General features: G+C 69.7%; 15 protein-coding genes. 8 read left to right on the top strand and 7 right to left on the bottom strand.

All coding sequences use genetic code 11. The features are described from left to right. Positions 1 to 3 precede the first annotated feature (3 nt). Entirely contained in the window at positions 4 to 1,479 is a 1,476-nt protein-coding gene (locus AB0L95_RS12595) for a regulator (protein ID WP_365161052.1), read from the bottom strand. Between the two features lie 299 nt (positions 1,480 to 1,778). Here AB0L95_RS12595 and lipB point away from each other — a divergent pair, with 299 nt between their 5' ends. The 4 genes from lipB (at position 1,779) to AB0L95_RS12615 (ending at position 4,966) form a co-directional block, all read left to right on the top strand. After that, positions 1,779 to 2,576, top strand: coding sequence for a lipoyl(octanoyl) transferase LipB (gene lipB / locus AB0L95_RS12600; RefSeq protein ID WP_365161054.1), 798 nt, complete (start codon positions 1,779 to 1,781; stop codon positions 2,574 to 2,576). A 124-nt stretch (positions 2,577 to 2,700) separates the two neighbouring features. Further along, complete coding sequence (gene lipA / locus AB0L95_RS12605; RefSeq protein WP_365161055.1) at positions 2,701 to 3,666, top strand: lipoyl synthase; 966 nt, start codon at positions 2,701 to 2,703, stop codon at positions 3,664 to 3,666. 276 nt (positions 3,667 to 3,942) lie between these two features. Further along, positions 3,943 to 4,140, top strand: a complete 198-nt coding sequence (locus tag AB0L95_RS12610; protein ID WP_355924210.1) for a hypothetical protein — start codon at positions 3,943 to 3,945, stop codon at positions 4,138 to 4,140. A gap of 124 nt (positions 4,141 to 4,264) precedes the next feature. Continuing rightward, a complete protein-coding gene (locus tag AB0L95_RS12615) occupies positions 4,265 to 4,966 on the top strand; it encodes a DUF4191 domain-containing protein (protein WP_365161058.1) in 702 nt (233 codons plus the stop codon). A 237-nt stretch (positions 4,967 to 5,203) separates the two neighbouring features. Here AB0L95_RS12615 and AB0L95_RS12620 read toward each other — a convergent pair whose 3' ends face one another. Then, the gene (locus AB0L95_RS12620; RefSeq protein ID WP_365161060.1) at positions 5,204 to 5,671 is read right to left on the bottom strand and encodes an RDD family protein; all 468 of its coding nucleotides are present in this window, start codon (positions 5,669 to 5,671) and stop codon (positions 5,204 to 5,206) included. A gap of 197 nt (positions 5,672 to 5,868) precedes the next feature. Between AB0L95_RS12620 and glnA the strand changes: the two genes are divergently transcribed. Beyond that, positions 5,869 to 7,278 (top strand): type I glutamate--ammonia ligase, encoded by a 1,410-nt coding sequence (gene glnA, locus AB0L95_RS12625; RefSeq protein WP_365161062.1) that lies wholly within the window; start codon positions 5,869 to 5,871, stop codon positions 7,276 to 7,278. Positions 7,279 to 7,559: 281 nt separating this feature from the next. Here glnA and AB0L95_RS12630 read toward each other — a convergent pair whose 3' ends face one another. The 3 genes from AB0L95_RS12630 to AB0L95_RS12640 form a co-directional block, all read right to left on the bottom strand. Next, on the bottom strand, positions 7,560 to 7,742 hold the full coding sequence (locus tag AB0L95_RS12630) for a tetratricopeptide repeat protein (protein ID WP_365161064.1): 183 nt from the start codon (positions 7,740 to 7,742) through the stop codon (positions 7,560 to 7,562). Continuing rightward, the gene (locus AB0L95_RS12635) at positions 7,678 to 7,842 is read right to left on the bottom strand and encodes a toll/interleukin-1 receptor domain-containing protein (RefSeq protein WP_365161066.1); all 165 of its coding nucleotides are present in this window, start codon (positions 7,840 to 7,842) and stop codon (positions 7,678 to 7,680) included. The genes AB0L95_RS12630 and AB0L95_RS12635 overlap by 65 nt, the downstream gene beginning before the upstream one ends. A 152-nt stretch (positions 7,843 to 7,994) precedes the next feature. Beyond that, positions 7,995 to 10,001, bottom strand: coding sequence for a SpoIIE family protein phosphatase (locus AB0L95_RS12640; RefSeq protein WP_365161068.1), 2,007 nt, complete (start codon positions 9,999 to 10,001; stop codon positions 7,995 to 7,997). A 300-nt stretch (positions 10,002 to 10,301) separates the two neighbouring features. Between AB0L95_RS12640 and htpX the strand changes: the two genes are divergently transcribed. After that, positions 10,302 to 11,222 carry a zinc metalloprotease HtpX gene (htpX, locus tag AB0L95_RS12645; protein WP_365161070.1) on the top strand — a complete coding sequence of 307 codons (921 nt, stop codon included), beginning with the start codon at positions 10,302 to 10,304 and terminating at the stop codon, positions 11,220 to 11,222. A gap of 3 nt (positions 11,223 to 11,225) precedes the next feature. Continuing rightward, on the top strand, positions 11,226 to 11,849 hold the full coding sequence (locus AB0L95_RS12650; protein WP_365161072.1) for a hypothetical protein: 624 nt from the start codon (positions 11,226 to 11,228) through the stop codon (positions 11,847 to 11,849). Between the two features lie 19 nt (positions 11,850 to 11,868). Here AB0L95_RS12650 and AB0L95_RS12655 read toward each other — a convergent pair whose 3' ends face one another. Together AB0L95_RS12655 and AB0L95_RS12660 are read right to left on the bottom strand one after the other, a co-directional pair. Then, on the bottom strand, positions 11,869 to 12,144 hold the full coding sequence (locus AB0L95_RS12655) for a hypothetical protein (protein ID WP_365161074.1): 276 nt from the start codon (positions 12,142 to 12,144) through the stop codon (positions 11,869 to 11,871). Positions 12,145 to 12,801: 657 nt separating this feature from the next. Beyond that, a complete protein-coding gene (locus AB0L95_RS12660; protein WP_365161076.1) occupies positions 12,802 to 13,116 on the bottom strand; it encodes a hypothetical protein in 315 nt (104 codons plus the stop codon). 270 nt (positions 13,117 to 13,386) lie between these two features. On the opposite strand from AB0L95_RS12660, the gene AB0L95_RS12665 reads away from it, so the two are divergent. Further along, positions 13,387 to 13,746 carry an arsenate reductase family protein gene (locus AB0L95_RS12665; protein ID WP_365161078.1) on the top strand — a complete coding sequence of 120 codons (360 nt, stop codon included), beginning with the start codon at positions 13,387 to 13,389 and terminating at the stop codon, positions 13,744 to 13,746. The last annotated feature ends 7 nt before the right edge of the window (positions 13,747 to 13,753 follow it).

The following is a 13,753-nucleotide window of genomic DNA, read 5'->3' on the forward strand; positions in this document are numbered from 1 at the left end:
GGCTCAGCTGAGCGCGGCCACCTTGTCGCGGTACCCGCGCACCGGTGCCGCGTCCCGGTACGGCTCCAGCCGGCGCTCGAAGTCCCGTACGTACTCCACCGCCCGCACCGACCGCATCTCCGACGCCTGTCCGGCGGCCTCGGCCGCCAACTGGCAGGCGAGGTCCAGCTCGCCGAGGCCGAGCCGCGCCGAGGCGAGCACGACCCGGCAGAACAGCCGGCTGCGGGCGTAGCCGGGGGCCCGCAGCTGGAGCGAGCGCTCGGCGTGCTGCACCGCGGCCCGGTACTGCTGCAGATCCCGGTGGCAGTGCCCGAACTCGTCGGCGAGCTGCGCCTCGTCGAAGAACCGTGCCCAGTACGGGACTTCGTCGCCAGGCCGGGCGGACTCCAGCGCCCGCTCGGCCCGCACCAGCGAGGCGGTGCACGCGCGCACCTCGCCGAGCACGCCGTGGCCGCGCGCCTCCACGGCGTGCAGCAGCGCCTGGATGACGGGGGGCGCGGAGGTGCCCACGCCCTGCTGGGCCACGCGCACGAGCTGCACGGCCTCGCGTCCATGGCCGAGGTAGACGGCCTGCCGGCTCATGGTGATCAGGACGTAGGCCCCGTAGATCCGGTCCCCGGCCGCCTGGGCGAGCCGCAGCGCCTGGACGAAGTAGCGCTGGGCGAGACCGTGCGCGCCGATGTCGTACGACGTCCAGCCCGCGAGCCGGGTGAGATCGGCGGCCGCGGCGAACAGCCGGCGGCCGGTCTGCTCGCCGTAGCTGCCGCGGAGCATCGGCTCGGCCTCGTGCTCCAGATAGCGCACGAGGGCCTGGCGGGCGTGGCCCCCGCCGTAGGCGTGGTCGAGCGCCCGGAACAGCTCACCGACCGAGCGGAGGGCGGCGATGTCCCCGCCGGTGACCTTCTGGCCGGGTCCGCGCTCGGACTGGCTGCGCTGCCGGGACGCGGACCCTCCCGGTTCGGGCGCGGTCGAGAACTTGGGGGACGCGGGGCGGCCCTGGGCGGGGACACGGGCGAGGGTCTCGCCACGTCCGACCCGGTCATCGGCCCGGCCGATCAGCCAGTCCCGGCTGGGCACCACGAGACCGGCCGGGGTGAACGCGATCTTGCGCAGTTCGGCATGGCTTCCGGAGTCCTTGCGCCACAGACCGCTGACGATGTCCACGGCCTCCTCCGGGGTGGCGGCGAACTCCAGGCCCGCGTACACCGGCGCGCAGGCGTCGAGGCCGAGGTCCTGCGCGGTGAGCCGGCGGCCGAGCCGCCGGGTGAACACCTCGGCGATGAGCGCGGGCGTGGTGCCGCGCGGCTGCTGCCCGCGCAGCCACCGGGTCACGGATGTCTTGTCGTATCTGAGATCGAGCCCGTGTTCGAGACCCAGCTGGTCGACGCGACGGGCGAGACCGGCGTTGGAGAACCCCGCTTCTGCGATGAGCGCGGCGAGCTGTCGGTTGGGGGTGCGCTGCGCGGGTCGTTCCGTCATCTGCGGTGCGGTCTCCTGCCTCCCGGGCACCGACGCGGAGCTCCCGGGAAGGCATGCCTGCCTCCCGGGTCGCCGCGGTACCCGTATCGCCTTGGTGAGCAGCCCTTATGGCCTCGTGAACGGCGTGAATGTAGCGGAGAGTGAGCGGCCGATCGCAGCGTTCGGCATGCATTCATCCGATCGTGTGAGGATTGCCCCGTCCGGCTGACGAACCACAGGGCACTCCCGGACTCGGGGCTGGACGTACAGTGGCGTGGGCGCCTTTCGCGCCTTACGAAGCTTCTAGGGAGGCGCTTGCCGTGAGTGAGTTGCGGTTCGTCCGTATGGGGTTCGGTGCCGAGGCCGTCGACTACCAGGAGGCCTGGGACGAGCAGCGCCGGGTGCACGCCGCCCGCTTCGCCGACGAGGTCCCCGACACCTGCCTGCTCCTGGAGCACCCGCCGGTCTACACGGCGGGACGGCGCACGGCCGCCGACGAGCGCCCCCTGGACGGCACGCCGGTCGTCGACGTGGACCGCGGCGGCAAGATCACCTGGCACGGCCCGGGCCAGCTGGTGGGCTACCCCATCCAGAAGCTCCCGCGCCCGGTCGACGTCGTCGCCCATGTGCGCCGCCTCGAAGAGGCCCTGATCCGCACCTGCGCGGAGTTCGGCGTGGAGACCACCCGCGTGGAGGGCCGCAGCGGCGTCTGGGTGCTCGGCGACCCGATGGAGCAGCGCCCCTCCCTCGGCGGCCTCTCCCTGGACTTCGACCCGCGCCTGACCGACGAGGAGTTCGACCCGCGGCTCAACGGTCCGGAGTACGCGCCCTCCAACGCCGGCCAGCGCCGGGAGGACCGCAAGCTCGCACAGATCGGCATCCGTGTCGCCAAGGGCGTCACCATGCACGGCTTCTCGTTCAACGTGAACCCGGACACCACCTGGTTCGACCGCATCATCCCCTGCGGGATCCGCGACGCGGGCGTCACCTCGCTGGCCCACGAACTGGGACGGGACGTGACCATCGCCGAGGTGCTGCCGGTGGTGGAGCGGCATCTGACGGACATCCTGGAGAACGCCGAGCTCAAGCCGCGGGAGATCGAGCGGACGTCGGCCTGACGGCAAAAGGGGGAATGCACCCCCGCTGCCCGAGGTTGGCCCACACACGGAGCCGCACACATCACGGGCGTACGCTGTGTACGCCGAAGAATCCAAAGTCTACGCAGACAGGCAGGGAGCCGACGTGTCCGCAGTCGCACCCGACGGACGCAAGATGCTGCGCCTGGAGGTCCGCAACAGCCAGACCCCCATCGAGCGCAAGCCCGAGTGGATCAAGACCCGGGCGAAAATGGGTCCCGAGTACACGAAGATGCAGAACCTCGTGAAGAGCGAGGGCCTGCACACGGTCTGCCAGGAAGCCGGCTGTCCCAACATCTACGAGTGCTGGGAGGACCGCGAGGCCACCTTCCTCATCGGCGGCGACCAGTGCACCCGGCGGTGCGACTTCTGCCAGATCGACACCGGCAAGCCCGAGGCGCTGGACCGTGACGAGCCCCGCCGGGTGGGCGAGTCCGTCGTCACCATGGATCTGAACTACGCCACCATCACCGGTGTCGCCCGCGACGACCTCGAGGACGGCGGCGCCTGGCTGTACGCCGAGACGGTCCGGCAGATCCATCTGCAGACGGCGGACCGCGAGAGCGGCCGTACGAAGGTGGAGCTCCTCGCCCCCGACTTCAACGCGGTACCCGAGCAGCTCGCGGAGGTCTTCTCCGCCCGCCCCGAGGTCTTCGCGCACAACGTCGAGACGGTCCCGCGGATCTTCAAGCGCATCCGCCCCGGCTTCCGCTACGAGCGCTCCCTGAAGGTCATCACCGACGCCCGCGACTACGGACTGGTGACCAAGTCGAACCTGATCCTCGGCATGGGCGAGACGCGCGAGGAGATCAGCGAGGCGCTGCGTCAGCTGCACGACGCCGGCTGCGAGCTGGTCACCATCACGCAGTACCTGCGCCCGAGCGTCCGCCACCACCCCGTGGAGCGCTGGGTCAAGCCGCAGGAGTTCGTGGAGCTGAAGGAGGAGGCCGAGCAGATCGGGTTCTCCGGCGTGATGTCCGGACCGCTGGTCCGCTCCTCGTACCGCGCCGGACGGCTCTACCAGATGGCCGTCGAGAAGCGTGGCGCGTACGTCGCCTCGCAGGCCGTCTGACCCCGGTTCGCCTAGGCTTGTGGCACCCCGTGCCACTTCCCGCGTGTGAGTCCGCACACAAGTGACTACCGCCCGGTAGTGGTCGTTCGACGCGGTCCCGACCGTCCCCGCAGCTTGGGGGGCCGTCAGGGCCGCGTCAGGCTTTTGGCGGCCTGCATCAAGGTTTCATTGACGTTTGACCGGTGAGTCACGCCCTGGTAACACCAAACAGTGACGCTGGACTCACGCCACGTACAAATCCTGCCCGAGCCGCCGACCCGAGGGGGGACCTCCACCATGCAGGCCGCGCCCGTACGCGCCACCGCGATCCCGTCATTCACCGATGCACTCCGTGCCATCGAATCGCTGCTCATGAGCGGCGGCCAGCGCACCGCCCGTCAGAACGCCTGGACCTCCGTCCTGGAGGACCGCCGCCGCGCCAAGGCCCGCGTCGAGGCGCAGCGCGTGTTCGAGTCCGCGGCGTCCCGCTCGTAGCGACGCCCCTTCCTTTCTCCCCGCCGGGAGCGACCCCACCGCTCCCCCCTTCCCTCCCCCGCTCCCCGCGCCCCACCCGGCACTGCCGTCGTGGGCGCTTCCCGGGCCACGTAGACTTCGTGCCATGGCGAGGAAGGAACCTGCAGCGGACGCTGCGAATGCGGGGCGACTGAAGCAGATCGCCCTGACCTACAAGATGACCCGCAAGGCCGACCCCAAGATCGGACTTGTGCTCGCGGCTATCGGAATTGTCACCTTCGGTGTCTTCCTCGCGGTCGGTTTCTTGATCGGTCACCCCCTCTATCTCGGTATCCCCGGACTGTTGCTCGCCTTCCTCGCGATGACGATCATCTTCGGTCGCCGGGCCGAGCGCGCCGCCTTCGGCCAGATGGAGGGCCAGCCGGGCGCCGCCGCGGCAGTCCTGGACAACATCGGGCGCGGCTGGACCACCACACCGGCGGTCGCGATGAACCGCAGCCAGGACGTGGTGCACCGCGCGGTCGGCAAGGCCGGCATCGTGCTGGTCGCCGAGGGCAACCCGAACCGGGTCAAGAGCCTGTTGGCCGCCGAGAAGAAGAAGATGGCCCGCATCGTGGCGGACGTACCCGTGCACGACGTGGTCGTCGGCAACGGCGAGGGCCAGGTCGCGCTGAAGAAGCTGCGTACGACGATGCTGAAGTACCCGCGGGTGCTGACCGGGCCGCAGGTGACCGCGACCAACGACCGACTGCGGGCGCTGGGCGACCTGATGAGCAACATGCCACTGCCGAAGGGGCCGATGCCCAAGGGAATGCGGATGCCGCGGGGTGGTGGTCGCCAGCGGTGACGCTGCCGCTGGGCCTGGCCGGGTTTCGGGGCCCTTGGAGAACCTGTGCGGTTCTTCGAGGGTCCTGTTTTTTTGGGGGGTGGGGGTGGTGCGAGTTCTGGGGTGTATGCGGGGCGGTGGGGGGTTTTGCGCAGTTCCCCGCGCCCCTGAAGGCCCGCCCCGAAGGTCCTGCTCGTTTCCCGCGGCCCCGGACGAACGGAACGGCGGTTCCCCTCGGTCCGAAGGGAAGCGGAGGGGTCAGATTCTGATTTCCACCGTTTTGGCCACGCGATCGTGGAGTCCTCGGCCGTCGCGGTCCCAGATCAGGGCCGGGATCGCCAGGCACAGCAGGATCGTGCGGGCGAGTGCGCGCAGGGGGGCCACCCGGCCGGTGTCCACCGCCACCACCCGGATGCCGAAGAGGCGCTTGCCGGGAGTGACGCCGACCGTGCCCACCGTCAGGACGCTCAGCACGAAGAAGACGAGCAGCGCCCAGTTCGGCGTGGCACGGGTGTAGCCGTCGGTGATCAGGCCGTATGCGATCAGGACGCACAGGCCCCAGTCGACGGCCAGGGCGCCGACGCGCCGGCCCGGGCGGGCGATCGAGCCCGGCCCCTGCTCGGGCAGACCGAGCTGCTGTCCCCGGTGTCCGAAGTCCGCCCCGGCTTCTTCCATGGCCGCGCGGGGACCGGAGAGCCACGATCCGATTGCTTGCCTGTTGTCCACCCGTCCACGGTACTGCCCCCCATTTCGGGCACAGGAGGGTGGGTCGGTCGGCCTCCGGCTGGTTAACCTGGGAGAAACAAATGGGTCACGCCCGAGAAATCCCCCGTCCCTATGGTCGGCTGCAGCGTGTGCCACCGCACTGGCCGCACGAACGAACTACCACCCCGGCACGGACGGTCGGGAGTAGGAGGAGCTGGATGTTCCAGAACGCTGACGAGGCCAAGAAGTTCATCGCTGACGAGGACGTCAAGTTCGTCGACGTCCGCTTCTGCGACCTGCCGGGCGTCATGCAGCACTTCACGGTGCCCGTCGAGGCGTTCGACCCGGACGAGGAGCTGGCCTTCGACGGATCGTCGATCCGCGGCTTCCAGGCCATTCACGAGTCCGACATGGCGCTGCGCGCGGACCTGTCGACCGCCCGGGTCGACCCCTTCCGCCGCGACAAGACGCTCAACATCAACTTCTTCATCCACGACCCGATCACGGGTGAGCAGTACTCCCGTGACCCGCGCAACGTGGCGAAGAAGGCCGAGGCCTACCTCGCCTCCACCGGCATCGCGGACACCGCGTACTTCGGTCCCGAGGCCGAGTTCTACGTCTTCGACTCCGTCCGCTTCGCGACCAGCGCGAACGAGTCCTTCTACCACATCGACTCCGAGGCGGGCGCCTGGAACACCGGCGCCCTGGAGGACAACCGCGGTTACAAGGTCCGCTACAAGGGCGGCTACTTCCCGGTCCCGCCGGTCGACCACTTCGCCGACCTGCGCGCCGAGATCTCCCTGGAGCTGGAGAAGAACGGCCTGAAGGTCGAGCGCCAGCACCACGAGGTGGGCACCGCCGGCCAGGCCGAGATCAACTACAAGTTCAACACGCTGCTCGCCGCGGCCGACGACCTCCAGCTCTTCAAGTACATCGTGAAGAACGTCGCCTGGCGCAACGGCAAGACCGCGACCTTCATGCCGAAGCCGATCTTCGGCGACAACGGCTCGGGCATGCACGTCCACCAGTCGCTGTGGAGCAACGGCGACCCGCTGTTCTACGACGAGGCCGGTTACGCGGGCCTGTCGGACACCGCCCGCTACTACATCGGCGGCATCCTCAAGCACGCCCCGTCGCTGCTGGCCTTCACCAACCCGACGGTGAACTCCTACCACCGTCTGGTACCGGGCTTCGAGGCGCCGATCAACCTGGTGTACTCGCAGCGCAACCGCTCCGCCGCGATGCGTATCCCGATCACCGGCTCGAACCCGAAGGCCAAGCGCGTCGAGTTCCGTGCCCCGGACTCCTCCGGCAACCCGTACCTGGCCTTCTCGGCCCTGCTCCTCGCGGGCCTGGACGGCATCAAGAACAAGATCGAGCCGGCCGAGCCGATCGACAAGGACCTCTACGAGCTGGCTCCCGAGGAGCACGCCAACGTGGCCCAGGTCCCGACCTCCCTCCCGGCCGTCCTCGCCTCGCTGGAGGCCGACCACGAGTTCCTCCTCCAGGGCGACGTGTTCACGCCGGACCTGATCGAGACGTGGATCGACTTCAAGCGCACGAACGAGATCGCCCCGCTCCAGCTGCGCCCGCACCCGCACGAGTTCGAGCTGTACTTCGACGTGTGATATGACCCCAGGTCAGAGCGGGCTTCCGCTCCCCTGGGCCGTCTGTGGGCCGTCGGCCGGCTCTCCCAGCGCGGGAGAGCCGGCCGACGGCTTTTCAGTTCCGGGTCCCGGGGCCTGCCAACCCAAGTTGCGGTCTCGGTCCCAGCGGCTTCCACACCCGTCCCCTGTCCTCTGTATCCGTCCAGGTAGGCCGATTGACCTGAGCTTCTGAACGAGTGCGGACGCCCCCGGGAGCAAGATCGGACAACTCGTGACTGGGGGATCGCCGGTACGCTGACTGATCACTCCCCGGGGTCGGGATCCTCTCGCGCCTTATCCAACTGCTCCAAGAACCTGACGGTGTTCAGGGTGCTGGGGTGGTCTTCGCCCTGTACCCGCCGCCGCCGGGTCAGGGTGTCCTCACCCAGGGTGCGGGCCTCCTCGATCTGCCCCAGCGCCGCCAGCCTCCACTTGGAAACCGGCATCGACCAACTGCCACGCCGCCCACTCCGCCCAGGCCCGGTCCGCCCCCGCGTGACTGACGAACCACGCCCCGCCAGGCACCTCGACGCTGCCCATTCCCATCCCCTGAGTTCAGCCACCGCACTGAACCCCCGAGCCTAGAACCCCCCACCCGCAACCGACTTGCGTTCACCCTCACAAGCCGGAAAACAGGCAGGATCCGGGACCGCACCAGAGAGGCTGTCAGCACAGAGTCACTGCGTCACTCGCGTGTGTCACGGGGGGATCGAGGTACCGACGCGCGCGATGAGGAGGGCGATGTCGTCCTGCGCGGGGGTTGGGGCGAGGCGGTTGATGAGGGTGTCGGCCAGCTCGTCGAGGGACGGATGGGTACCGGCGAGGAGGCGGGTGAGCTCCTCCAGGCGCTCATCGAGGTCGTGCTCTCGGGCTTCGACGAGGCCGTCGGTGTAGAGGACGAGCACGGTCCCGGGAGCGACGGGGATCTCGGTGGTCGTGTAGGAGATGCCACCGATGCCGAGCGGTGCGCCAGAGGGCAGGTCGATGAGGCGGGCAGTGCCGTCGGGGGTGATCAGGGCAGGTGGGGGGTGTCCTGCCCGGGCGAGCCGGCAGCAGTTGGCCGCGGCGTCACAGACGCCGTACAGGCATGTGGCCAGGATCGAGCCGTCGAGGTCCTCCATTGTCTGGTCGAGGTGGTGCAGCAGCTGGTCGGGGGGCAGGTCCAGGCGGGCGAGGGCGCGGAGTGTGCTGCGCATCTGCCCCATGACGGCGGCGGCGGGGATGCCGTGTCCCATGACATCGCCGATGGCCAGGGCGGCCCTGTCGGCGGTCATAGCGGCCACGTCGTACCAGTCGCCGCCCACCTCACTGGCTTCGGAGGCGGGCAGGTAGCGGTGGGCGATCTCGATACCGCCGGGGGGGTTGAAGCTGCGGGGCAGCATGCTTCGCTGCAACGTCAGAGCTGTGTCGTGCTCACGGGCGTAGCGGAGGGCGTTGTCGATCGCCACGGCGGCCTTGGCCGCGATTTCCCCGGCATCGGACAGCTCGTCCTCCGCGAACGGGCTGGGGTTCTCCGCTCGCCAGAAGCCGACCGCACCCACCAGTGCGCGCCGTGAGTACAGCGGGGCGATGATCAGCGAGTGCATGCCGTAGTCCAGCAGTTCGCGGGCCTGCTGGCCGTGATGGGCCTGCCATACGGAGGAGGTTCGAAGGTCCGGCACGAAGGTCGCGCTCGCGGTCGCGAGAGCGATCTGTGAGCCCACAGGGTCGAGCGGGGGGGCATCGCGGACACCGCCCAGTGCGACGCGGCGAGCCCATGCGCCGTGGTCGGCGAGCGACTCGTCGACGAGCAGGACGGGCAAGGCCAGATCGACGGTGACGAAGTCGGCGAAGCGTGGGACCAGCACGCGCACCAGTTCCTGTGCGGTCTGCTTCGCGTCGAGAGTCGCGCCGATGACAATGCTGGCTTCGTACAGCAGTCCTAGGCGCTCATGAGCGTGACGTGCCTGCTCACGGCTCTCCTCAAGTGAGCAGGCCATGGTGTTGAACGCCGTGCCGAGCTGCCCGATCTCGCCCCTGCCGGTCTCGGGCATCCGCACGGCGAGGTCGCCGCCGGCGAGCCGGGACGCCACACCGGCCGCCTTGCGGACCGGCCAGGCAACGGCCCGGATCACGTACCCGGCGAAGGTCGCGATGAGGAGTATTGAGCCGGCAAGGCCGATCGACGCTGCCACGACCGCTTCCCGGACGTCGTCATTGGCCGCACTTTCACGCGCCGCGATCAGGGCTTCCTGGGCCGAGTCGTACCGGTCGAACTGCTTCCTGAGCGCGTCGACGCGCCGCTTCCCTTCCAGCGTCGCCCCCACGCCGCGTGCACGGGGATCCCCTCGGCTCGCAGCCTCGACCAGCGGAATCGAGTAGTCGTGGATGAGAGACTCGCCGGCCTGACTGATGTGCTGGGCCAGTGTCTTCTGGCCGGGGGTGGTGCTGAGGCGCACGAGTTGCTGTGCCTGCCCGGAGAACGTGGTCCGGGCGGTCTGCCATGGCTCGAGGAACTGCTTCTCCCCGGTGATGACGAAGCCGCGCTGGCCTGTCTCCAGGTCGACGATGAGTCGCTCGACGGTCCTCGCCTGGGCGAGCGCCGTATGTGTGTGGCGGTCGGCAGCCGTCGACTCGCCGAGCCCGATGATCGTCCAGAGCAGCATCATGAAGGCAAGCCCGATCAGCAGGGCGAGCAGCCCACCAGCGACGGTGGTAAGGGGCACCAGCCCCGCACGTGCGCGTCTCTTTCGTGGACCTGACATGCGCATCCCCTACCCTGCGCACGAATGGGTGGTCGGGTCATCAGCAGGGCGGTCTCGCGGTGAGCTCCGTCCCCTTGAGTCTAGGTTGGGTGCGCCGGACCCGCCGGGGACGGCAGACTCCAGGGTCGCGCTGACGCACAGCGACGTACCGCGACGCACAGGGACCTTTTGCCGCTCCTAGGGCCGTTCGGAACCACTTCATGGGAATCCGCAGGTGCACACTGGACAGCGGGACGAGTGCCTGACTGCGGGGTGATGCAGATGCAGAGCCGCTTCCGGAGCGATCGACGGCTGACCGTGCGGATGACGGTCACGATGTTCCTGCTCGGACTGTTGTACGTGGCCTTCATCGCCGCGTTGATCGCGTTGCTGAGGTCCTGGATCCTGGTCGTCGTCCTGGTGGGCGCGATGTTCGTGGCGCAGTTCTGGTTCTCCGACCGGATCGCGTTGTTCGCCATGCACGGGCGGGTCGTGGAGCGCGAGGAGTATCCCGAGCTGCACGCGGTGGTCGACCGGCTGTGCGCGATCGCGGACATGCCGAAGCCGGTGGTCGCCGTGTCCGATATGGACATGCCGAACGCGTTCGCGACCGGCCGCAATCCCGACCATGCCGTGATCTGTGTGACCACGGGGCTGCTACGGCGGCTGGACCCCGCCGAGCTGGAGGGTGTGCTCGCGCACGAGCTGTCGCATGTGGCGCACAAGGACGTCGCCGTGATCACGATCGCGTCCTTCCTCGGCGTGATCGCGGGACTGATCGTGCGGTTCGCCTTCTACTCGCAGATCTTCGGCGGCGGCCGCCGGGACCAGAACACCGCCGCCGTGTTCGCCGCCGTGCTGGGTGTCTCGGCCGCCGTGTACGCGATCAGCTTCCTGCTGATCCGGGCACTGTCCCGGTACCGGGAGCTGGCGGCCGACCGGGCGGCGGCGCATCTGACCGGGCGTCCCTCGGCACTGGCCTCCGCGCTGACCAAGGTCACCGGGGACATCGCCCGGATCCCGTCCGAGGACCTGCGCACGGCCCAGGCCTTCAACGCCTTCTACTTCACCCCGGCGACCGGCAAGGAGCCCGGCATCGAGCGGTTCTTCTCCACCCACCCGACCCTTCAGCAGCGGCTGGAGCAGCTGGGGCGGATCTCCGCGGAGCTGGGCGAGGCCACCGCGCCGGGGAAGGCGGGCTGAACCTTGGGGCTGCTGGACATCCTGCTGGGCCGTACCAAACCCGTCGCACCCGACCTCGACCAGCTGTTCGCGCTGCCGTCGGCGGCCGTGACGCTCCAGGCGGCGGCCGGGTTCACGCCGACCGGCGGCGGCGCGGTGTGCTTCGCCACGGTGGAGGGCGCGGCCTTCGAGCAGACCCATCGGGAGGTCCAGGCCCTCCTGGACGCGGACGCCGACCGCACCGGTCCGCCCGTGGAACTCCGGCGGGACGACTACGGCTACTCCTGGCTGGTCTCCCGGCGGACCCCCGACCAACTGCCCCAGCTGGTCAACGATCTGCACGCGGTGAACAGCTCGATGGAGGTCAACGGCTTCGGACCGCAGCTGCTGTGCTCGCTGGCCGGATTCGAGTACAGCTCCGAGAGCCAGGAGGGCGCCGGGCACGACGGAGGCAGGGCCGGCCGGACGCTGGCCCTTGTCTACCTCTACAAACGCGGCACCTTCTACCCCTTCGCCCCGCTGCCCGGCTCCTCCCGGAGCCGGGACAGCGCGCTGGAGTTGCAGGTGAAGGCTGCGCTCGCGAGCGACCTCAGGATCGAGCAGGACCTGAGCCGCTGGTTCCCGGTGTGGGGCGCCCCCGGCCTGTGACCGGCGGCGCCACCGGGGCTCACTTGCTCTTCTCGCGGTCCTGACGGCGGGTCTCGAAGGGGCGCTCGCGGCGGTAGCGGCGCTCCCACTTGGCCTGCTGGTCACGGCGCTCGCGGTACTGCTGGTAGCTGGCCGCCGCCCCCGGGGCGGCTCCCGGGCCCGGCGACGCCGAGGACGAGCGCCGTCCGTACTGGGCGTACAGGAAGAGCAGGACGACGGCGGCGAGCCACCAGGCGTGGTTGGTGAACCCCAGGACGACGAGGACTACGGTTCCGACAATGACGATGGTGCCCATGACGGGCCTCCGTGGCGTGGGTGAGTGGTTGTGCCAACGCTGTCCGACGGGTCGCTGGGGGTGGGCGGCCGTCGTAGGTGCGTAGAGAGTAGCCCTGAGTCCACCGGCTGGTACCGGTCCTTCGGAAAGCGGTGGTGGGCGGCTCCGGAACGCGTGTCCAGCGTAGGGAAACGGTTACTCGCCGTGCATCCCTTTTTCGTCGCGGTGCGTCCTCGCCAGAAGTGGCCGTACGGCTCAGCGCATACGGGACCGATGTACGCGCGCCCGGATCGCGGGCCGGGGGTCCGTGGGGCCCGGGCCGGGGCGCGGGCCGTGGGGGCCCCGGGGGCGGGGGCCGGTGCGGGTGGCGGGCCGGCCCGGGGGCCGCAGGCCGGAGCGCGGGGCATGGGGGCCGGTCACCGGGTCGGGACCGTGCGGCACGGGCGCCGTCAGGGCTGACGTCGTAGGGGTGCGTCCGTGTCGTGCCATTGCCTCTCCCGCCTGTCCGCGACGGCTTCCGCACCGTCCCTGCCTCAGTGAAGGCCTGGACGGGGGCCGTCCGCATGCCGGATACGGCACTCCGGGTGACGCACGCCGCCGACGGACGAGCGCCGCCGAGCGCCCCAGGGCTTAAGAGCTCCGAACAAAATGGGCGCCCGGCTCCCTCGCGTCAACGGTTCAACGGCAGTACCGCATCAGCGCCCGCACCATGTGGCACGTGGTGTCCGACGGCGGATGCACCCCGATCTGCTCCGCCGTGCTCCGGATCGTCTCGTTGTGGGCCTGGTTGGGCACATACACCCCGGAGTCGAGCAGGGCGATCGCGAGGCGCATCGCCTTCAGACGGCGGTTGTGCGTGACGTACCACTCGCGCGGCCGTCCCGGAGGGAGCGGGCGCTTCTCCACCGGTGCGTACGGCAGATCCATCAGGACCCGCCTCCCGGCGGTGGACTGGGTCGGCTTCGGCCTCGGCTTCGTTGCGGCAGCGGGCACGGGCATCCTCCTGTCGCGGTCAGGGAGCCGGCCGGACGTCCCGGCCACTCCCTCGAACACTGCTTCCAGTCTACTGCCCGGCACTGACATTCAGGGAGTCCGACGAGTGCCCCAAAGTCCCAGCTCAGCAAGGAAATTGTCACCCTGTCACACCAGCTCCGAGAGGGACGCCTGAGGCGGTATCAAATTCGAACACACCCTCCGCCGCACAGCCACTTCGGGCGTGGCCGGGACACCGACGGGACGCGGTGAGCGACTACCGTGGGCCGCATGGAGATCTGGATCAATCCGGCCTGCTCGAAGTGCCGCAGCGCCCTCACTCTGCTCGACGCCGAGGGCGCCGACTACACGGTCCGCCGCTACCTGGAGGACGTACCCACCGAGGGCGAGATCCGCGACGTACTGACACGGCTCGTCCTCGAACCCTGGGACATCACCCGCACCCAGGAGGCCGACGCCAAGGAACTCGGCATGAAGGAGTGGGCGAGGGACGACGCGAACCGCGACCGCTGGGTGCGCGCGCTCGCCGAACACCCCCGGCTCATCCAGCGGCCGATCATCACCGCCGACGACGGAACGGCCGTGGTCGGCCGCACGGACGAGGCGGTACGGGACGCCCTGTCCCGCTGAGCCTCGA

Origin of the sequence: Streptomyces sp. NPDC052036 (genome assembly GCF_040680495.1) — a bacterium.
GTDB lineage: Bacteria > Actinomycetota > Actinomycetes > Streptomycetales > Streptomycetaceae > Streptomyces.